Origin of the sequence: Klebsiella sp. Ech2A, from assembly GCF_030078455.1 — a bacterium.
In the GTDB taxonomy this organism is placed as follows: Bacteria; Pseudomonadota; Gammaproteobacteria; order Enterobacterales; family Enterobacteriaceae; genus Klebsiella; species Klebsiella terrigena.
The window spans coordinates 1-18,551 of the sequence record NZ_JAQGFU010000043.1 but is presented as its reverse complement, the minus strand read 5'-3'; the positions used below and the strand labels follow the sequence as shown (position 1 = coordinate 18,551).

The 18,551-nt window shown below is 58.2% G+C and carries 20 protein-coding genes and 1 riboswitch; of the genes, 11 read left to right on the top strand and 9 right to left on the bottom strand.

The genetic code is table 11. The features are described from left to right. Positions 1 to 6: 6 nt before the first annotated feature. Positions 7 to 276, bottom strand: coding sequence for a ubiquinone biosynthesis accessory factor UbiK (gene ubiK, locus PFH44_RS10895; protein WP_041147283.1), 270 nt, complete (start codon positions 274 to 276; stop codon positions 7 to 9). Positions 277 to 396: 120 nt separating this feature from the next. Further along, positions 397 to 548, top strand: a riboswitch (FMN riboswitch). 107 nt (positions 549 to 655) lie between these two features. Between ubiK and ribB the strand changes: the two genes are divergently transcribed. Beyond that, a complete protein-coding gene (ribB, locus tag PFH44_RS10890) occupies positions 656 to 1,309 on the top strand; it encodes a 3,4-dihydroxy-2-butanone-4-phosphate synthase (protein WP_045856843.1) in 654 nt (217 codons plus the stop codon). 56 nt (positions 1,310 to 1,365) lie between these two features. On the opposite strand, the gene zupT is transcribed toward ribB, so the two are convergent. Further along, positions 1,366 to 2,136 (bottom strand): zinc transporter ZupT, encoded by a 771-nt coding sequence (zupT, locus tag PFH44_RS10885; protein WP_041147281.1) that lies wholly within the window; start codon positions 2,134 to 2,136, stop codon positions 1,366 to 1,368. A 193-nt stretch (positions 2,137 to 2,329) separates the two neighbouring features. Here zupT and ygiD point away from each other — a divergent pair, with 193 nt between their 5' ends. After that, positions 2,330 to 3,121, top strand: a complete 792-nt coding sequence (gene ygiD, locus PFH44_RS10880) for a 4,5-DOPA-extradiol-dioxygenase (protein WP_283825009.1) — start codon at positions 2,330 to 2,332, stop codon at positions 3,119 to 3,121. A gap of 49 nt (positions 3,122 to 3,170) precedes the next feature. On the opposite strand, the gene PFH44_RS10875 is transcribed toward ygiD, so the two are convergent. From PFH44_RS10875 to tolC, 3 genes are all read right to left on the bottom strand, one after another. Beyond that, positions 3,171 to 4,331 (bottom strand): glutathionylspermidine synthase family protein, encoded by a 1,161-nt coding sequence (locus tag PFH44_RS10875; protein WP_076946623.1) that lies wholly within the window; start codon positions 4,329 to 4,331, stop codon positions 3,171 to 3,173. Between the two features lie 5 nt (positions 4,332 to 4,336). Next, on the bottom strand, positions 4,337 to 5,008 hold the full coding sequence (locus PFH44_RS10870) for a DUF1190 family protein (protein WP_283825008.1): 672 nt from the start codon (positions 5,006 to 5,008) through the stop codon (positions 4,337 to 4,339). A 171-nt stretch (positions 5,009 to 5,179) separates the two neighbouring features. After that, a complete protein-coding gene (tolC, locus tag PFH44_RS10865) occupies positions 5,180 to 6,640 on the bottom strand; it encodes an outer membrane channel protein TolC (RefSeq protein ID WP_283825007.1) in 1,461 nt (486 codons plus the stop codon). Between the two features lie 195 nt (positions 6,641 to 6,835). Here tolC and nudF point away from each other — a divergent pair, with 195 nt between their 5' ends. The 5 genes from nudF to parE are packed head-to-tail and all read left to right on the top strand — an operon-like array spanning position 6,836 to position 11,240. Further along, positions 6,836 to 7,468, top strand: coding sequence for an ADP-ribose diphosphatase (gene nudF, locus PFH44_RS10860; RefSeq protein ID WP_045856852.1), 633 nt, complete (start codon positions 6,836 to 6,838; stop codon positions 7,466 to 7,468). Next, positions 7,465 to 7,887 (top strand): DUF1249 family protein, encoded by a 423-nt coding sequence (locus PFH44_RS10855; protein ID WP_041147275.1) that lies wholly within the window; start codon positions 7,465 to 7,467, stop codon positions 7,885 to 7,887. The genes nudF and PFH44_RS10855 overlap by 4 nt, the downstream gene beginning before the upstream one ends. A 24-nt stretch (positions 7,888 to 7,911) precedes the next feature. Continuing rightward, a complete protein-coding gene (gene cpdA / locus PFH44_RS10850) occupies positions 7,912 to 8,739 on the top strand; it encodes a 3',5'-cyclic-AMP phosphodiesterase (RefSeq protein ID WP_045856853.1) in 828 nt (275 codons plus the stop codon). Then, positions 8,739 to 9,314, top strand: a complete 576-nt coding sequence (yqiA, locus tag PFH44_RS10845) for an esterase YqiA (protein WP_283825006.1) — start codon at positions 8,739 to 8,741, stop codon at positions 9,312 to 9,314. Before cpdA ends, yqiA begins: the two co-directional genes overlap by 1 nt. A 30-nt stretch (positions 9,315 to 9,344) precedes the next feature. Further along, complete coding sequence (gene parE, locus PFH44_RS10840; protein WP_283825005.1) at positions 9,345 to 11,240, top strand: DNA topoisomerase IV subunit B; 1,896 nt, start codon at positions 9,345 to 9,347, stop codon at positions 11,238 to 11,240. A 93-nt stretch (positions 11,241 to 11,333) separates the two neighbouring features. Here parE and PFH44_RS10835 read toward each other — a convergent pair whose 3' ends face one another. From PFH44_RS10835 to qseB, 4 genes are all read right to left on the bottom strand, one after another. Next, positions 11,334 to 11,648 (bottom strand): putative quinol monooxygenase, encoded by a 315-nt coding sequence (locus PFH44_RS10835; protein ID WP_045856859.1) that lies wholly within the window; start codon positions 11,646 to 11,648, stop codon positions 11,334 to 11,336. Between the two features lie 35 nt (positions 11,649 to 11,683). Beyond that, positions 11,684 to 12,265: an NAD(P)H-dependent oxidoreductase gene (locus PFH44_RS10830; RefSeq protein WP_041147270.1), complete on the bottom strand. Its 582-nt coding sequence runs from the start codon at positions 12,263 to 12,265 to the stop codon at positions 11,684 to 11,686. A 106-nt stretch (positions 12,266 to 12,371) separates the two neighbouring features. Beyond that, entirely contained in the window at positions 12,372 to 13,721 is a 1,350-nt protein-coding gene (qseC, locus tag PFH44_RS10825) for a quorum sensing histidine kinase QseC (protein WP_283825004.1), read from the bottom strand. Continuing rightward, complete coding sequence (gene qseB / locus PFH44_RS10820) at positions 13,718 to 14,377, bottom strand: quorum sensing response regulator transcription factor QseB (protein ID WP_283825003.1); 660 nt, start codon at positions 14,375 to 14,377, stop codon at positions 13,718 to 13,720. The genes qseC and qseB overlap by 4 nt, the downstream gene beginning before the upstream one ends. Before the next feature lie 151 nt (positions 14,378 to 14,528). On the opposite strand from qseB, the gene PFH44_RS10815 reads away from it, so the two are divergent. The 4 genes from PFH44_RS10815 to PFH44_RS10800 form a co-directional block, all read left to right on the top strand. Further along, complete coding sequence (locus PFH44_RS10815; RefSeq protein ID WP_045856866.1) at positions 14,529 to 14,936, top strand: YgiW/YdeI family stress tolerance OB fold protein; 408 nt, start codon at positions 14,529 to 14,531, stop codon at positions 14,934 to 14,936. 147 nt (positions 14,937 to 15,083) lie between these two features. Beyond that, complete coding sequence (gene parC, locus PFH44_RS10810) at positions 15,084 to 17,342, top strand: DNA topoisomerase IV subunit A (RefSeq protein WP_045856867.1); 2,259 nt, start codon at positions 15,084 to 15,086, stop codon at positions 17,340 to 17,342. Between the two features lie 270 nt (positions 17,343 to 17,612). Next, on the top strand, positions 17,613 to 18,350 hold the full coding sequence (gene plsC, locus PFH44_RS10805; RefSeq protein WP_283825002.1) for a 1-acylglycerol-3-phosphate O-acyltransferase: 738 nt from the start codon (positions 17,613 to 17,615) through the stop codon (positions 18,348 to 18,350). 83 nt (positions 18,351 to 18,433) lie between these two features. Next, the coding region (locus PFH44_RS10800; RefSeq protein WP_283825012.1) for a twin-arginine translocation signal domain-containing protein at positions 18,434 to 18,551 on the top strand (118 nt) is incomplete at its 3' end.

Genomic DNA, 18,551 nt, shown 5'->3' with positions numbered 1-18,551 from the left:
GTTTTTTTACTGCTTCTCTTCAACGCTCGGCGCGGCCGTTCGGCTTTCCAGATCGCTAATGCGCTGTTCGAGTAACGCCAGCTTTTCGCGCGTGCGCAGCAGCACCTGAGTCTGCACGTCAAACTCTTCACGGCTGACCAGATCGAGGCGGGTCAGCTGCGACTGGAGCACCTGACGGATCTTCTTCTCCACGTCTTCCCCAAGGTCACGAAGGCCTTTCGGCATCGATTCATGGACCTGGCGGGCGATTTGTTCAATTTTTTTCGGGTCAATCATGGTGGTTTCCTGCTCTGGTCGATTTACCGTCCATTGTAGTGCGATCGGCGCTGCCTATAAACCAGAAATGTTTGAAGCTTATGCATTGCCGAGGATAATCAATAGCGTTATAGTTACCTTGCTTATTCTCAGGGCGGGGCGAAATTCCCCACCGGCGGTAAATCAACCCTAGCGTTGAAAGCCCGCGAGCGCTTTTTGCGAAAGCAAAAAGGTCAGCAGATCCGGTGTAATTCCGGGGCCGACGGTTAGAGTCCGGATGGGAGAGAGTAACGGCTCAGTCGGATTGCGATCCGCTTGCGTTGACTTTTTTGCCGCTTAACCGGCACTCCTAAGACTGCCCTGATTCTGGTAACCATAATATTAATGAGGTTTTTTTACCATGAATCAGACGCTCCTTTCCTCTTTTGGTACCGCTTTTGAACGTGTAGAACACGCGTTAAATGCACTGCGCGAAGGCCGCGGTGTGATGGTACTTGACGATGAAGACCGTGAAAATGAAGGCGATATGATTTTCGCCGCCGAAACCATGACCGTTGAGCAAATGGCGCTGACCATTCGCCACGGCAGCGGTATTGTTTGCCTGTGCCTGACCGATGAACGCCGCAAGCAGCTCGACCTGCCGATGATGGTGGAAAATAACACCAGCGCCTACGGTACCGGCTTCACCGTGACCATCGAAGCCGCAGAAGGCGTCACGACCGGCGTATCCGCGGCCGACCGCGTCACCACCGTGCGCGCCGCGATTGCCGATGGCGCAAAACCTTCTGACCTGAATCGTCCCGGCCACGTATTCCCGCTGCGCGCGCAGGCGGGCGGCGTGTTGACCCGCGGCGGCCACACCGAAGCCACTATCGATCTGGTGACTCTCGCAGGCTTCAAGCCGGCGGGGGTTCTGTGTGAGCTGACTAACGACGATGGCTCGATGGCCCGCGCGCCGCAGTGCATCGAATTTGCTCAGCAGCACAATATGGCCGTGGTCACCATTGAAGATCTGGTGGCCTATCGCCGCGAGCACGAGCGTAAAGCCAGCTAATCCGGTTTCGCTGTACTCTAAAGCCCATTTAACCGTGGGCTTTGTTGTTTTTGGCGCTAGCCAATGCCCATCGCCTGCAGGGCCACGAGGCTAAATCCCATCACCGACATTCCGCACAGCACGCCATAGCTTGGGTTGCTTTGCGGATCGATCTCTTTTGCCAGCGGCATGAGCTCATCAACCGACAGCGCCACCATAATCCCGGCGACGGCGGCCATAATGGCGCCCATCACCACCGGCGACACCAGACTGCCGAGGATCAGCCAGGCCAGCAGGCCGCCGAGGATCTCGGCCATTCCGGAGAGTCCAGCCCAGAAAACCGCCTTGCGGCGCGAGCCCGTTGCAGCATACACCGGGCCGGCAACCGCCAGCCCTTCAGGAATGTTATGCAGTGCGACTGCCAGCGCGACGCCCATACCCAGCTCCAGGTTATTGCTGGCCGTCACAAAGGTGGCGATGCCCTCCGGGAAGTTGTGCAGGCTGATACCGAGGGTCAGCAGAATGGCGGCACGGCGCAGATTGCGCGGGCGCGGGACGCCGGGCGACATCAGATCCTGCGGATGAGCGTGCGGCAGCATACGGTCCAGCGCAAAGTAGCCCAGCAGGCCGATAACAAACATGCCGTAACCGAGCAGCGCCGACATCCCCTCGGCGTTCAGCGCGGCGGGCAGCATCTCCATCAGCGAAATAAGCAGCATGATCCCGGCGGCGAAACCGAGAGAAAAACCCAGCAGACGGTTGGACGGTTTCTGGCCCAGTACGCCGAAAATCGCGCCGATAAAGGTCGCGCTACCGGCCAGCAGGGTCAATATGAGGGGTGATGACATCACTCAGCTCCTTTGATGATGATTATCCTTCATCATAGCCATCTCGCCCGCCGGCAGCGAGAGGGAAATGAGTCCTTTACCGCGGCTTACATTCAAATTTTCTGATGATGATCATCACGCTTATCTGAGTTTATCCTGATGCAAAAGCGCGTAATGTGAAGGCATCAAATCTCCTCTACTCAAGGATATCATCATGTCCCGAACCCGAATGCCAGCGTTGTTTTTAGGCCACGGCAGCCCAATGAACGTGCTGGAAGATAACATCTATACCCGCGCCTGGCGGCATCTGGGCGAAACGCTACCGCGTCCGCGGGCGATTGTGGTGGTCTCCGCGCACTGGTTTACGCGCGGTACCGGCGTCACGGCGATGGAAGCACCGAAAACGATCCACGATTTTGGCGGCTTCCCGCAGGCGCTGTACGATACGCATTATCCGGCTCCGGGCTCTCCTGAGCTGGCGCAGCGCCTGGTTGAGCTGCTGGCACCCGTGCCGGTGACGCTGGATAAAGAAGCCTGGGGCTTCGATCACGGCTCGTGGGGCGTGCTCATCAAAATGTATCCGGATGCCGATATTCCGATGGTGCAGCTGAGCATCGACAGCAGCAAGCCGGCGGCCTGGCATCTCGAGATGGGGCGCAGGCTGGCGGCGCTGCGCGATGAGGGCATTATGCTGATTGCGAGCGGTAACGTGGTGCATAACCTGCGCACGGCGCGCTGGCATGGCGAAAGCACGCCGTATCCCTGGGCGGAATCGTTTAACGAGTATGTGAAAGCGAACCTGGCCTGGAAAGGGCCGACGGAGGAGCATCCGCTGGTGAACTATCTGGCGCACGAAGGCGGATCGCTCTCAAACCCGACGGCGGAACACTTCCTGCCGCTGCTGTACGTGCTGGGTGCCTGGGATGGTGAAGAGCCGATTTCCGTGCCGGTAGAAGGAATGGAAATGGGGTCGCTAAGCATGCTGTCAGTGCTGGTCGGCGCGTAGCGGGAAAGTGCAGATGCCCCGGCAGGCGTAATGCCGCCGGGGCAGGAGACTACTCGACAAAAATGTGCGGATAGAAGCGTGAAAGATCCTGGGTGATCAGCGCCCGGTCTTCGCGAACGCCGATCCCGGCTGGCTTATCGTTGATCAGCCAGCTGCCGATCAGCGTATAGCTATCGCCAAACTTCGGCAGCGGATAGAACTCCTGCACGATGGTACCTTCTTCACCGTACGGGCCTTCGACCGCTTCCACCACCTTGCCGTTTTCAACGATCGACACGTTTGCGCCTTCGCGGGAGAAAATCGGCTTGATGACGTACTTCTCCATTTCGGGATGCGCGTCTTCGCTGAACCAGGATGCCAGCAGGTTAGGGTGGTTCGGGAACATCTTCCACAGCAGCGGCAGCAGCGCTTTGTTGGAGATAATGCTCTTCCATGCCGGCTCAAGCCAGCGTACGCCGGCGTCTTCCAGCTTGGTGGAGAAGACCTCGCGCAGCATATACTCCCACGGATAGAGCTTGAACAGATTGCCGATGACCTGATCCTGAACGTCGGTAAACTGGCCCTTTTCGCCGAGGCCGATATCTTCGATATAGAGGAATTCGGTGGCGACGCCGGCTTCGGCCGCGCAGTCCTGCAGATACTGTACGGTACCGCGATCCTCTTCGGTATCGCGGCAGCACGCCATATGCAGCAGCTGGAAGCCAAACTGTTCCCTGAGCTCGGTAAAGCGCTCAATCAGCTTTTCCTGCAGGCTGTTGAACTGGTCGCTGCCCGCCGGCAGCAGGCCGGCATTGAGCTGATCTTCCAGCCAAATCCACTGAAAGAACGCCGCCTCATACAGCGAGGTTGGCGTATCGGCGTTGTTCTCCAGCAGCTTGGGCTCGCCAACGCCGTCCCACGCCAGGTCGAGGCGCGAATAGAGCGACGGCTGGTTGGTTTTCCACGACTGACGCACGAAGCCCCAGGTGTGTTTGGGGATGCGGAATTTAGCCATCAGCTCATCGCTGCCGATCACGGTTTCTACCGCCTGCAGGCACATCTGATGCAGCTCGGCGGTAACGTCTTCCAGCTTCTCAACCTGCGCCAGGGTCAGCTTGTAATAGGCCTCTTCGCTCCAGTACGGCTCGCCGTACATGGTATGAAAGCTAAAGCCATATTCGCTCGCTTTTTCGCGCCAGTCCGGGCGCTCCGTGATGCTGATTCTTTCCATGAGTTTTAGCCGCCCATTGAGCGTTTAGATGAGGTGGTCCCTGCGGCGCTACGCTGCATGGCGGACTGTTTCGCCACCGACTCGCCGAAGCCGCCGCGGGTAACGGTGCTGGTGGTCGCTGGTTTCGGCGCCATGGCGGTCTTAGGTACGTTCATAGAACGACCCGGCTGCGCGGCGCCGTAGCTCTTGCCGCCGGCATCGGTGTACTGACCATAGGCCGGGCTGGCCGGGTTTTTAGAGCTGAACAGCGGCTGCTGCGCGCCCATGCCGCCGCCCATCATGCGGCCCATCATGTAGCCGGCCATCAGCGGCATCCAGAAGCTGCCGCTGCTTTGTGCCTGAGCCTGGTTTTCCGGCGCGACGCCTGCCTGAGCCGGCGTTTGCTGACACTGGCCTTCACCGAACTCCGCCACGCAATCTTCACGGGTGGCGTATTTTGGCGCGGTACGTTCAGCTTCTTTGGTCGCGTTATTAAAGGCGGTGGTGCACTCTGCGCCTTTGCCAGGGTTGGCCGCAGAGCAGTCGTCGGCATTTTGATACAGAGAAACCGTCTCGTCGGTTTTTTCGCAGCCGGCGAGCATAAAGACGGCCGTCACGGCGAACGCGACCGGCGTTAGATGGCGAGCGCTCCAGCTTTTGCGGAACGAGGCATGATTAATATTTTTTGTCCGTTTCATGTTTGTCTTCCTGGACCCAGTGGTATGGCGATTTGTTAACGCTCAGGATAGAGGATGAGTGGTGGAAAATGAAGCGACCAGGGGCGGAAAGGCGGAGATCTTTACGTTGCCTTACGTTTAACGCCCCACTTAGCGGAATCTGCTAAGCGGGGCGCGGTGACGCAACGAAGATTATTGGCGGAAAGGATTCGCGCCGCTGGTTTTCGTGGTATGAACGGCTGCCGGTTTAGCCGCTGGCGCCGCGCTGCTGGCGTAGCCGTCGGCGCTGGCGTCCTGCTGCGGGGTTTCCGGCGCAACGCTATCCGGTGAGGTTGCGATAGGTTTGCCCAGCGTATTGTTCAGCGCAACCAGATCCTGCTCGTTCAGCGTACCGAGCGCGGACTTGATGTTCAGCTGGTTAATCAGGTAGTTATAACGTGCGCTTGAGAGCTGCTGCTTGGCGTTATACAGCGTGGTTGTCGCATCCAGCACGTCAACGATGGTACGTGTACCAACGGAATAACCGGCTTCCATCGCATCCAGAGAGCTCTGGGCAGAGACCACCGCCTGTTTGTAGGCGTTGATGCTGCTGATAGAGGCATTGATGTTATTAAAGGAAGAGCGAACGGTCTGCACCACGGTGCGGTGCGAGCTTTCCAGCTGCTCGCTGGCGCCGACGAAGTTGTACTGCGCCTGTTTCACCTGCGAGTTAACCATCCCGCCCTGATACAGCGGCAGCGAGAAGCTCAGGCCAATAGTGTTCTGGCCGATGTCTCTGTCCGGAGTTGTACTTCTCGAACCGTCATATCTGGAATTGGATACGCTGGTAGACGCGTTTAAATCCAGCGTCGGCAGGTGGCCGTCCTGCGCCTGGCGAATTTGCTCGCGCGCCAGATCCTGGTTCAGGCGAGCCTGCAGCAGCGACAGGTTGCGGTTTTCTGCTTCCTTCAGCAGCGCGTTCACCGTTTGCGGCTTGTTGGTTTTGAAGCCATCAACGTTCAGCGACGACAGCTGCGGATAGTAGTTGCCGGTCACCTGACGCAGCGCTTCAACCGCGTTGTCGAGGTTGTTACGCGCGGTGACTTCGTTGGCCAACACGGAGTCGTACTGGGAACGGGCGTTTTGCACGTCGGTAATGGCAACCAGGCCGACGTTAAAACGCTGGGTGGTCTGATCCAACTGACGATAGATCGCCTGTTTCTGCGCTTCGGTATAGGAGAGCGTATCGATGGCGCTCAGCACGTTAAAGTAGGCCGTCGCGGTGTTCAGAATCAGCGTCTGCTGGTCGGTCTGATAGGTGACGTCCTGAATACCGGCCGCTTTTTCCTGCAGCGTCAGCGCGCGCCATTTCGACATATCGAACAGCGTTTGCGTGAGCTGCAGCGAGCCGCTGGTGACGTTGGAGTTCTGATTATTGGCGTCGCGATAGCCGTTGGTATAAGTATAATCTGCACCCAGACCGAGCTGAGGCAGTAACGGGCTACGTGCTTCGTTGATCTTTTCGAATGCAGCATCACGATCGGCTGCTGATTTACGCAGGTCAGGGTTGCTGACGCGCGCCTGCTGATAAACCTGCAGCAGGTTTTCTGCCTGGCTTATGGCGCTGAAGCCAGTCAGGCCCAGGCCGATAAGGATGGGGAAAAATTTCTTCATTTGCATTCCTTGTTGTGAAGCATAAAGCGCTGCCCAAAAGCTAAATATATCTGCTGATTGTATAGAGTCTGTCGCCGTAAAAAGTTGGCGTTACGTGCCATCCGGCGGTAATTTGCACCAATCTAACATACGGACTGTAAAACGGTAGCCAAACGGCTTATAAATCCCTACTTTCGAATTCGCAGGACACCGACAATGAGCAAGCCCAACAAGCAGGGAATTACCTTCGCTAAAAACGATGTAGAAATTATTGCACGCGAAACGCTTTATCGTGGTTTTTTTTCGCTGGATTTATACCGCTTTCGCCACCGTCTGTTCAACGGCGGGATGAGCGGCGAAGTGACGCGCGAAATTTTTGAGCGCGGGCACGCCGCCGTCTTGCTACCCTTTGACCCGATACGTGATGAAGTTGTGCTGGTCGAGCAGATTCGCATTGCCGCCTATGATACCAGCGAGAGCCCGTGGCTGCTCGAAATGGTGGCCGGCATGATTGAAGAAGGCGAAACGCCTGAGGAGGTCGCCCGCCGTGAAGCGGTAGAAGAGGCGGGCCTTGACGTTGGACGGATAAAGCCGATGCTGAGCTATCTGGCTAGCCCCGGCGGCACCAGCGAGAGGCTGTCGATTCTGGTGGGGGAAGTCGATGCGACGACGGCAAAAGGCATCCACGGCCTGGCGGATGAAAATGAGGATATTCGGGTTCATGTGGTCAGCAGGGAGCAGGCCTATCAGTGGGTAGAAGAAGGGAAGATCGACAACGCAGCTTCTGTCATCGCGCTGCAATGGCTGCAGCTGCACTATCACAATTTACGTAATGAGTGGTCAAAATGAAGCGTTATACGCCTGACTTCCCTGAAATGATGCGCCTGTGTGAAACCAATTTTGCCCAGTTGCGCCGCCTGCTGCCTCGAACCGACGCAGTGGGTGATATGGCGGGCTACCAGGTGGGCAGTGCGCAGTACCGGCTAACGATCGTTGAGTCGACACGCTACACTACACTGGTGTCGATTGAGCAAACGGCGCCAGCGGTGAGCTACTGGAGCTTACCGTCCATGACGGTACGTCTGTATCATGACGCGATGGTGGCCGAAGTGTGTTCGAGTCAGCAGATTTTTCGCTTCAAAGCGCGGTATGATTATCCTAATAAAAAGTTGCATCAACGCGACGAAAAGCATCAAATTAACCAGTTCTTAGCCGACTGGCTGAGATACTGTTTAGCACATGGAGCGATGGCGATTCCGGTTTGTTAGCGTCGTGAAACCTAAGGACACCATTTGGAAAGCCTGTTAAACCTTCCTTTGGCTGGTGAGGCCAGAGTCAGGATATTACAAATTACTGATACTCACCTGTTTGCTGAAAAACATGAAACGCTGTTAGGCATCAATACCTGGGAAAGCTATCAGGCCGTGCTGGAAGCCATCCACGCCTCGCAGCGCCAGTGCGATCTGATTGTCGCGACAGGCGATCTGGCACAGGACCACTCGGCCGCGGCCTATCAGCACTTCGCTGAGGGTATCGCGAGTTTTGCTGCGCCCTGCGTCTGGCTGCCGGGCAATCATGACTTTCAGCCGGCAATGTACAGCACGCTGCAGGAAGCAGGCATTTCCCCCGCCAAGCGCGTTTTGCTCGGCGAACGCTGGCAAGTACTGCTGCTGGACAGCCAGGTATTCGGCGTTCCCCACGGTGAATTAAGCGATTTTCAGCTGGAGTGGCTTGAGCACAAGCTCGCGGCAGAACCTGAACGCTATACGCTGCTGCTGTTGCATCATCATCCTCTCGCCTCGGGCTGCAGCTGGCTGGATCAGCATAGCCTGCGCAACGCCGCGGCGCTCGATCGCGCGCTGGCCGCCTTTCCTCGCGTCAGGCATCTGCTGTGCGGTCATATTCATCAGGAGCTGGATCTCAACTGGGGCGGGCGACGCATGATGGCCACGCCGTCAACCTGCGTGCAGTTTAAGCCGCACTGCGACAACTTCACGCTGGATACCGTTTCTCCCGGCTGGCGCTGGCTGGATTTGCATCCCGACGGCACCCTGACGACCGAAGTTTGCCGCCTTAGCGGCGTGAAATTTCACCCGGATATCGCTTCAGAAGGATACTGATGGCTAGGCTCCTCTATCTGCACGGATTTAACAGCTCGCCGCGCTCGGCTAAAGCGACGGCGCTGAAGGCGTGGCTGGCGCAAAATTATCCTGAAATTAACATGGTGGTACCGGAGCTGCCGGTTTACCCCGCTGAAGCGGCGGAGCTGCTGGAGGCGATCGTTCTCGAGCACGGCGGGGAACCGCTGGGCGTTGTCGGCTCTTCGCTGGGAGGCTACTACGCAACCTGGCTATCGCAGTGTTTTATGCTGCCAACGGTGGTTGTAAACCCGGCCGTACGCCCGTTTGAGCTGCTGAACAATTTCCTCGGCCTCAATGAGAATCCGTACACGGGGCAGCAATATGTGCTAGAGTCTCGCCATATTTACGATCTCAAAGTCATGCAAATCGACCCGCTGGAATCGCCTGATTTACTCTGGCTGCTACAGCAAACGGGCGATGAAGTGCTGGATTATCGCCAGGCCGTTGGCTACTACGCTTCATGTCGGCAGACGGTAGAGGAGGGCGGCAATCATGCATTTGTCGGCTTTGAAGATCATTTCACTCAGATTATCGATTTTCTGGGCCTGCGCTAAGCATTCCTGGATGACCTACGAATACACACCATGACGCAATCTTCATACAACGCTGATGCCATTGAGGTACTCACCGGGCTAGAGCCGGTTCGCCGCCGCCCGGGAATGTACACCGACACGACACGTCCTAACCATCTTGGTCAGGAAGTTATTGATAACAGTGTGGATGAAGCACTGGGCGGCCACGCCAAACGCGTGGAAGTCATTCTTCATGCCGATCAATCGCTGGAAGTTATCGACGACGGGCGAGGAATGCCGGTTGATATCCATCCTGAAGAAGGGGTTCCGGCGGTTGAGCTGATCATGTGTCGGCTGCACGCCGGCGGCAAGTTTTCCGGTAAGAACTACCAGTTCTCCGGCGGCCTGCACGGGGTGGGTATTTCGGTGGTCAACGCCCTGTCGAAGCGCGTTGAGGTTAACGTACGCCGCGACGGCCAGGTCTACAGCATTGCGTTTGAGAACGGCGATAAGGTCGAAGATCTGCACGTCACCGGCACCTGCGGCAAGCGTAATACCGGTACCAGCGTGCACTTCTGGCCGGATGAAAGCTTCTTCGACAGCCCGCGCTTCTCCGTATCGCGCCTGACCCATTTGCTCAAAGCCAAGGCCGTACTGTGCCCCGGCGTGGAGATCGTCTTCCGTGATCTGGTGAACAACAGCGAGCTGCGCTGGTGCTATGAAGATGGCCTGACGGACTATTTGCGCGAAGCGGTGAACGGCCTGCCGCTGCTGCCGGAGCAGCCGTTCGTCGGCAACTTCTCCGGTGAAACCGAAGCGGTCGACTGGGCGCTGCTGTGGCTACCGGAAGGCGGCGAGCTGTTAACTGAAAGCTACGTCAACCTGATCCCGACCATGCAGGGCGGGACGCACGTTAACGGCCTGCGTCAGGGTCTGCTGGAGGCGATGCGCGAGTTCTGCGAATATCGCAATATTCTGCCGCGCGGCGTCAAGCTCTCGGCGGAGGATATCTGGGACCGCTGCGCCTACGTGCTGTCGGTAAAAATGCAGGATCCGCAGTTCGCCGGCCAGACCAAAGAGCGCCTCTCCTCGCGCCAGTGCGCGGCCTTCGTTTCCGGCGTGGTAAAAGACGCCTTTAGCCTGTGGCTGAACCAGAACGTTCAGTCCGCGGAGCTGCTGGCCGAAATGGCGATTTCCAGCGCCCAGCGCCGGATGCGCGCGGCCAAGAAGGTGGTGCGTAAGAAGCTGACCAGCGGCCCTGCGCTGCCGGGCAAGCTGGCGGACTGTACCGCCCAGGATCTCAACCGTACCGAGCTGTTCCTCGTGGAAGGGGACTCGGCGGGCGGTTCTGCCAAGCAGGCGCGCGACCGTGAGTATCAGGCGATCATGCCGCTGAAGGGCAAGATCCTCAATACCTGGGAAGTCTCCTCCGATGAAGTGCTGGCCTCGCAGGAGGTGCACGATATTTCGGTGGCGATCGGTATCGATCCGGATAGCGATGATTTGAGCCAGCTGCGCTACGGCAAGATCTGCATCCTTGCGGATGCGGACTCCGACGGCCTGCACATTGCCACGCTGCTCTGCGCGCTGTTCGTTAAGCACTTCCGCACGCTGGTCAAGCACGGACACGTCCACGTGGCGCTGCCGCCGCTGTACCGTATCGACCTCGGCAAAGAGGTTTACTACGCGCTGACGGAAGAAGAGAAAGCCGGGGTGCTTGAGCAGCTCAAGCGCAAGAAGGGTAAGCCGAACGTTCAGCGCTTTAAAGGGCTGGGCGAAATGAACCCAATGCAGCTGCGTGAAACCACGCTTGACCCCAATACCCGCCGTCTGGTTCAGCTGATTATCAGCGATGAGGACGAGCAGCAGACCACCGCGATGATGGATATGCTGTTAGCCAAGAAGCGCTCGGAAGATCGCCGCAACTGGCTGCAGGAAAAAGGCGATATGGCGGATATTGAAGCCTGATCCGGCTGACCGCGGTAAGCATACAAAAAAGGGAGCCAGTGGCTCCCTTTTTGCTGGCCGTCATAGCGCAGGCCAGCGGCACTACTGATTGACTTAAACGCCCGGCTGCAGGATGCGAATGCTGACTTCCAGCACGTCGCCCTTCACCGCTTCGCCGTGGGCTTTCATATGCGGGGTTTGCAGGTGCGCTTCGAGATGCGCCACGCTTTCCCACAGCTCCACCATCACGATGGAATCGGGCGAGGTGCTCTGAAAGCTAACGCCCGCGGCGTGATCGATCATCGGCGTATAGCCGTGGCAGCCCTCTTCCTGTAAAACCAGCGGAATCGTTTTGGCGAACTGATCGAGCACCGCCTGGCGATGGTGCTGGCCCGGGCGGGTACGAATTTCTGCAATCACTGTCAACATGATGTACTCAACTCCTTCTGTATGTAGATCTTTAGTTAACCAAAAATCTGCGCCAGATGCTTGCGATATTCTGCGATGTAATGCGGAACATCAGGCATTTTAATCACGTCGTTGGCGATAAACGTCGGCAGGGCGGTCATGCCGAGGAACTGGTTGGCTTTGTGGAACGGCAGGTAAACGCCGTCAACGCCGACGCCGTGGAAGAACTGCTCTTCATCGGTAAAGGCGTCCATCGGGGCGTTCCAGGTCAGGGAGAGCATGTAGCGCTTGCCCTGAATTAAACCGCCTGAGCCATATTTTTTGCTGGCATCGGAGCGGGTGCGGCCGTCGCTGGCGTACAGCGAGCCGTGGCCTTCGGTGAAGACATCATCGATGTACTTTTTCACGGTCCAGGGCGCGCCCATCCACCAGCCCGGCATTTGCCAGATGATGACGTCGGCCCAGAGGAAATTTTGTACTTCTGCTTTAACGTCGTATTCGCTTTCGGCGCGGACGATTTTAACATCATGCCCGGCGTCGCGCAGATAACCATCCGCGACCTCGGTCAGGGTGTCGTTTAGCTGGCCGTTAGAGTGAGCGAATTTTTTCGCTCCGTTGATAATCAGAATGTTGCTCATTTTTTATCCCTGGCGTTTCAATTTTGTCGACTACTTTACCCCGCAGGGCGGGGCGGTAAAATGAGCAAAATGTGCAAAGTCTTTTGCTTTTTTCGCAATAATCGCGCTACCAGCCGACCCGCGCTTCAAAGCCGCCGTCGGCAGCATGACCGAAGGTGACGGTCATGCCGTGCAGGGCGGCAATGCGCCGGACGATAGACAGCCCCAGCCCGCTGCCCGGCTCATCCTGGCCGGGAGGGCGATAAAAGCGCTCGCCGAGACGCGCCAGCGCTTCGGCGCTGATACCCGGGCCGTTATCACAAACGCGAAATCCGCGGGCGTCGAGGATGATATCCACCCGGCTTCCGCGCGGGCTGTAGCGCACGGCGTTATCCAGCAGGTTACGCACCAGCAGGCCAAGCAGCAGCGGCTGACCCACGCGCGTCACCCGCGCGGCATGCGGATGCAGGCGCAGTTCGATGCCCGCCTGCTGCGCCGGATGGTACATCTCCATCACCGCCGACTGCAGCAGCTCGCCGATGGCGACGCTATCCACGTCCTCGAGCGCGGCCAGGGAGTCGAGGCGCGACAGCGTCAGGAGCTGATCGACCAGCCGGGTTGCGCGATCGATCCCGACGTGCAGCTGCGCCAGCGCCTTTTCACGCCCCTGAGGGTCGTCCATCGACAGCTGGGCGACCTCGGTTTGCACCTTCAGCGCCGCCAGCGGGCTGCGCAGCTCGTGGGCGGCGTCGGAGGTAAAGCGGCGCTCGCGGATCATGGCGTCGTGAGTTCGGGCAAACAGCTGATTCAGCGCATCGACCAGCGGACGGACTTCGCTGGGGATGCTATCGACGTTAAGCGATTCCGCCGAATCCGGCGCGCGCAGGCGCAGGGTGCGGGCGAGCCGCTTCAGCGGCGCCAGCTCCCGGCTGAGCAGGACGATCAGCAGCAGAAACATCAGCGGCAGCGCCACCAGCCAGGGGGTGAGCTGCGAGGTGACGATATCCACCGCCATCTCCCGGCGATAGTCCCACTCCTGGCCGACGACAATGCGGTAGCGGCCGTCGGCGGTGGTGAGCTGCAGGAAGCGCCACTCATCATCATCGTTACGCAGGTAGCCGTCGCTGAAGCCTTCCCGCAGCCTATCCCACGGAATATCCGCGCCGTTTTCACCATCGTGCAGCACCATGTTGCCGTCGGCGGTGAAGATGGCGAAGGCCAGCGCGTCGTCGTCAAGGTGGCCATGCCTGACCTTCTTTTTCGCCCGTACCTGCGGAGGAGAGGTATGCAGTTCAGCGAAATTCATCGCGCTCAGACGGCGGGCAAACAGCAGCTGCTGGGTATCAAACAGCTTATCCAGTTTGTGGGAGGTCTGCTGCCAGGCAATAAGCGAGGCTATTCCCCATGCCAGGCTGGTGAGCAGGAAGAAAAGCAGCGTCAGGCGAACGCGCAGGCTTAGCCGACCCAGCCGCTTCATGCGTCCCCCAGGGTGTAGCCAATGCCGTGAACGGTGCGAATAAACTCGCTCCCGAGCTTGCGGCGTAGATGGTGCACGTGCACCTCCACGGCGTTGCTTGAGACATCGTCATCCCAGCTATAGAGCTTTTCTTCAATGAGCTTGCGCGGCAGCACGCGCCCGGCGTTGCGCATCAGCAGCTCGAGCAGGGCGAACTCTTTGGGCTTCAGCGCCAGCGGCTCCCCCGCGAGGGTGACCGTCAGACGTCCGGGGTCGAGGGTGACCTTTCCGTGGCGCAGCTCGCTGCTGCTCTGACCGTGGGCGCGACGAATCAGCGCCTCGAGGCGGGCGGCGACTTCGATAAGGGCGAAAGGCTTGCACAGATAGTCATCTGCGCCGAGCCGAAGCCCTTCGACCCGCTGGCTGAGCGCATCGCGCGCGGTGAGGATCAGCACCGGCTGGTGGTGACCTTTATCGCGCCATTCGCGCAGGATATCGAGGCCGTCGATGCCGGGCAGCGTCAGGTCGAGGATGACCGCGTCATAGGGAGCGGCGTAGAGCGCGGCTTTTCCCTCTTCGCCGCGGGTGAACCAGTCGATGCTGAAGCCCATTTTGCTCAGCCCGGCCTTGATGCCGTCGCCGATGAGTTTGTCGTCTTCCACCACTAAAATACGCATTGGCCTGCTCCTGTGGCTCGCGGATGTACGCGCAGTAAAACGCGTCGCGACGCCCTCTGTACAGCAATAAAATTTCTTTTTTCCGCTTAAGAAGTTGTTAAGTTTTGCCGGGCCTAATGGTGACGATATCAACATCAAGGGAGAACTCATCATGAAGAAAATCGCCGCAATGACCGCAATCGTTGCTTTAGTTTCTATGCCGGTGCTGGCCGCCGGACAGGGTGGTTTTTCCGGCCCTGGCGCCGCGCAAACCAGCCAGACAACCGCGCAAAAAGGCGGTTTTGTGGGCCCGAACGGCAGCGTGACGACGGTGGAGAATGCCAAATCCCTGCGTGACGACACCTGGGTGACCCTGCGCGGTAAAATCGTAGAGCGCATTTCCGACGATCTTTATAAATTCCAGGATGCCTCCGGGACGGTGAATGTCGATATTGACCACAAGCGCTGGAATGGCGTTACCGTGACCCCGAAGGATACGGTCGAAATTCAGGGTGAGGTCGATAAGGACTGGAACTCGGTGGAAATCGACGTGAAGCAGATAAGCAAAGTCGCCCCGTAAAGCCTCTGAGCGGCGCGCTGCCGCCGCTCCGCGTAGCAGAATCCTCAACCGGTCTAACGCCCTGTGACTCAGGGCGTTAGATAGGGTATTATCGCGGGTAGTTTTGCCGTCCGGACGGTCGGTACCCAGATTGAGGATTCACGATTAATGAGCGATATGGCAGAGCGCCTTGCGCTGCATGAATTTACGGAAAACGCCTACCTGAACTATTCCATGTACGTCATCATGGACAGGGCGTTGCCGTTCATTGGCGATGGCCTGAAACCGGTCCAGCGGCGCATCGTTTATGCGATGTCCGAACTGGGCCTGAACGCCACCGCTAAATTCAAAAAATCCGCGCGCACCGTCGGCGACGTGCTGGGTAAATATCACCCGCACGGCGATAGCGCCTGCTATGAGGCGATGGTGCTGATGGCGCAGCCGTTCTCTTACCGCTACCCGCTGGTGGACGGTCAGGGCAACTGGGGCGCCCCGGACGATCCCAAATCCTTCGCCGCGATGCGTTATACCGAATCCCGCCTGTCAAAGTATGCGGAGCTGCTGCTGGGCGAGCTGGGTCAGGGAACCGTTGACTGGGTACCTAACTTTGACGGTACGATGCAGGAGCCGAAAATGCTGCCTGCGCGTTTGCCGAATATTCTGCTCAACGGCACCACCGGTATCGCCGTGGGGATGGCCACCGATATTCCGCCGCACAACCTGCGCGAAGTGGCCAAAGCGGCCATCACCCTGATTGAAAAGCCGCAGACCTCGCTCGACGAACTGCTGGATATCGTTCACGGGCCGGACTACCCCACCGAAGCTGAAATCATTACCCCGCGCGCCGAGATCCGCAAAATCTATCAGAACGGTCGCGGCTCGGTTCGCATGCGTGCGGTGTGGAAAAAAGAGGACGGCGCGGTGGTGATTAGCGCCCTGCCGCATCAGGTTTCCGGCGCCCGCGTGCTGGAACAGATCGCCGCCCAGATGCGCAATAAAAAGCTGCCGATGGTGGACGATCTGCGCGACGAGTCGGATCACGAAAACCCGACCCGCCTGGTTATCGTCCCGCGCTCTAATCGCGTGGATATGGATCAGGTCATGAACCATCTGTTCGCGACCACCGATCTCGAAAAAAGCTACCGCATCAACCTGAATATGATTGGCCTGGACAACCGTCCGGCGGTCAAAAACCTGCTGGAGATCCTGACGGAGTGGCTCACCTTCCGTCGCGATACCGTCCGTCGCCGCCTGAACTATCGTCTGGAGAAGGTGCTCAAGCGCCTGCACATCCTCGAAGGTTTGCTGGTTGCGTTTCTCAACATCGATGAAGTTATCGAAATCATCCGCCACGAAGATGAGCCCAAGCCGGCCCTGATGTCGCGCTTTGGCATCAGCGAAACGCAGGCGGAAGCAATCCTCGAACTGAAGCTGCGCCATCTCGCCAAACTGGAAGAGATGAAAATTCGCGGCGAGCAGGGCGAGCTGGAAAAAGAGCGCGATAGTCTGCAGGCTATTCTGGCGTCCGAGCGCAAGATGAATAACCTGCTGAAGAAAGAGCTGCAGGCCGATGCCGACGCGTTTGGCGACGACCGTCGTTCGCCGCTGCGCGAGCGTGAAGAAGCGAAGGCGATGAGCGAGCACGATATGCTGCCGTCCGAACCGGTGACCATCGTGCTGTCGCAAATGGGCTGGGTGCGCAGCGCCAAAGGCCACGACATTGACGCTCAGGGGCTAAGCTACAAGGCGGGCGACAGCTGGAAGGCGTCGTCGAAGGGCAAGAGCAACCAGCCGGTGGTATTTATCGATACTACCGGGCGCAGCTACGCCATCGATCCGATTACCCTGCCGTCGGCTCGCGGCCAGGGCGAGCCGATTACCGGCAAGCTCACGCTGCCGCCGGGCGCCAGCGTCGAACATATGCTGATGGAAGGCGACGACCAGAAGCTGCTGATGGCCTCTGACGCCGGCTACGGCTTTGTCTGCACCTTCAACGACCTCGTCGCGCGCAACCGCGCCGGTAAGGCGCTGATCTCGCTGCCGGACAATGCGCGGGTGATGCCGCCGCTGGTCATTGAGGATGAGTCCGACATGCTGCTGGCCATCACCTCTGCCGGACGCATGCTGATGTTCCCGGTCAGCGATCTGCCGCAGCTGTCGAAAGGCAAAGGCAATAAAATCATCAATATTCCGTCTGCGGATGCCGCTTCCGGGCAGGATGGCCTGGCGCACCTGTTCGTGCTGCCGCCGCAGAGTACGCTGACGATCCACGTCGGCAAACGGAAGATCAAGCTGCGTCCGGAAGAGCTGCAAAAAGTCACCGGCGAGCGCGGTCGCCGCGGTTCGCTGATGCGCGGGCTGCAGAAAATCGATCGCGTGGACGTTGATTCGCCTCATCGCGCCTCGGCGGGCGATAGCGAAGAGTAATACGGGCACCCGCCTCCACGGGGAGGAGGGTGTTAACATTTGCCGCCAAATCGTTGTTTATTCGGCCGTTGCGATTAACAATAGACGCAAAATCATTCAAGATATGCCGGGGTAGTCAGTCGCTCCCGGCGTCTTCAACGGGCGAATAACGAATCTGTATCCTGATTAATACCAGCGGCGGTCCGCAAGGGCCGGACAGGGCAGCCTGCGCGCAAGCAGCCTGCGGTATAACGGGTATTATTCTCGGCGGTTTGGGTTTTAGAGGTAGCTATGCTATTTATTTTTCGACTAATTATCGTTGTTATTTACTGTATCTTTGTCTGCATATTTGGCTGTATTTACTGCTTGTTCAGCCCGCGTAACCCGAAACACGTGGCGACCTTTGGTCATCTTTTTGGTCGACTCTCTCCGGTATTCGGCCTGAAGGTGGAAACGCGCAAGCCCGCCGGTGCGGAAAGCTACGGCAACGCGATATACATCGCTAATCACCAGAACAACTATGATATGGTGACGGCGGCAAACATCGTGCAGCCGCCTACCGTCACCGTGGGTAAAAAGAGCCTGCTGTGGGTGCCGTTCTTTGGCCTGCTGTACTGGCTGACGGGAAACCTGCTGATCGACCGTAATAACCGGACCAAGGCGCACGGAACCATCGCCCAGGTGGTGGATACGTTTAAAAAACGCAAAATATCTTTTTGGATGTTCCCGGAAGGAACGCGCAGCCGCGGCCGCGGCCTGCTGCCGTTTAAAACCGGCGCTTTTCACGCGGCTATCGCCGCTGGCGTGCCGGTTATTCCGGTATGCGTTTCTAATACATCGAATAAAATTAAGCTCAATCGCCTGAATAACGGCCTGGTGATTGTGGAAATGCTGCCGCCGGTTGATACCAGCGGGTTTGGCAAAGACGGCGTGCGCGCGCTGGCGAAACACTGCCGCGAGCTGATGGCAGCGAAGATTGAAGAGCTGGATCGCGAAGTGGCTGAACGTGAAGCCGCGGGTAAGCAATAAACAGGAAACATCGCGGTAACGCGAGCCGGTGCTAGCGGGAAACGAATTCCCTTTCTGATTTGTCAGTATTTCATGGAGTTAATATGTCACTCAGTCGGCGTCAGTTTATTAAGGTTTCAGGCGTAGCGCTGTGCGCGGGCGCCGCGCCGCTGAACGCACATGCCGCCGGCCAACAGCCAGCGCGGCCGGTTCCTCCGCGCC

What these genes read in the sequence shown, in the direction of transcription:
- ubiK (WP_041147283.1), bottom strand. Translation starts at nt 276, where the DNA reads ATGATTGACCCGAAAAAAATTGAACAAATCGCCCGCCAGGTCCATGAA.
- ribB (WP_045856843.1), top strand. Translation starts at nt 656, where the DNA reads ATGAATCAGACGCTCCTTTCCTCTTTTGGTACCGCTTTTGAACGTGTA.
- zupT (WP_041147281.1), bottom strand. Translation starts at nt 2,136, where the DNA reads ATGTCATCACCCCTCATATTGACCCTGCTGGCCGGTAGCGCGACCTTT.
- ygiD (WP_283825009.1), top strand. Translation starts at nt 2,330, where the DNA reads ATGTCCCGAACCCGAATGCCAGCGTTGTTTTTAGGCCACGGCAGCCCA.
- PFH44_RS10875 (WP_076946623.1), bottom strand. Translation starts at nt 4,331, where the DNA reads ATGGAAAGAATCAGCATCACGGAGCGCCCGGACTGGCGCGAAAAAGCG.
- PFH44_RS10870 (WP_283825008.1), bottom strand. Translation starts at nt 5,008, where the DNA reads ATGAAACGGACAAAAAATATTAATCATGCCTCGTTCCGCAAAAGCTGG.
- tolC (WP_283825007.1), bottom strand. Translation starts at nt 6,640, where the DNA reads ATGAAGAAATTTTTCCCCATCCTTATCGGCCTGGGCCTGACTGGCTTC.
- nudF (WP_045856852.1), top strand. Translation starts at nt 6,836, where the DNA reads ATGAGCAAGCCCAACAAGCAGGGAATTACCTTCGCTAAAAACGATGTA.
- PFH44_RS10855 (WP_041147275.1), top strand. Translation starts at nt 7,465, where the DNA reads ATGAAGCGTTATACGCCTGACTTCCCTGAAATGATGCGCCTGTGTGAA.
- yqiA (WP_283825006.1), top strand. Translation starts at nt 8,739, where the DNA reads ATGGCTAGGCTCCTCTATCTGCACGGATTTAACAGCTCGCCGCGCTCG.
- parE (WP_283825005.1), top strand. Translation starts at nt 9,345, where the DNA reads ATGACGCAATCTTCATACAACGCTGATGCCATTGAGGTACTCACCGGG.
- PFH44_RS10835 (WP_045856859.1), bottom strand. Translation starts at nt 11,648, where the DNA reads ATGTTGACAGTGATTGCAGAAATTCGTACCCGCCCGGGCCAGCACCAT.
- PFH44_RS10830 (WP_041147270.1), bottom strand. Translation starts at nt 12,265, where the DNA reads ATGAGCAACATTCTGATTATCAACGGAGCGAAAAAATTCGCTCACTCT.
- qseC (WP_283825004.1), bottom strand. Translation starts at nt 13,721, where the DNA reads ATGAAGCGGCTGGGTCGGCTAAGCCTGCGCGTTCGCCTGACGCTGCTT.
- qseB (WP_283825003.1), bottom strand. Translation starts at nt 14,377, where the DNA reads ATGCGTATTTTAGTGGTGGAAGACGACAAACTCATCGGCGACGGCATC.
- PFH44_RS10815 (WP_045856866.1), top strand. Translation starts at nt 14,529, where the DNA reads ATGAAGAAAATCGCCGCAATGACCGCAATCGTTGCTTTAGTTTCTATG.
- parC (WP_045856867.1), top strand. Translation starts at nt 15,084, where the DNA reads ATGAGCGATATGGCAGAGCGCCTTGCGCTGCATGAATTTACGGAAAAC.
- plsC (WP_283825002.1), top strand. Translation starts at nt 17,613, where the DNA reads ATGCTATTTATTTTTCGACTAATTATCGTTGTTATTTACTGTATCTTT.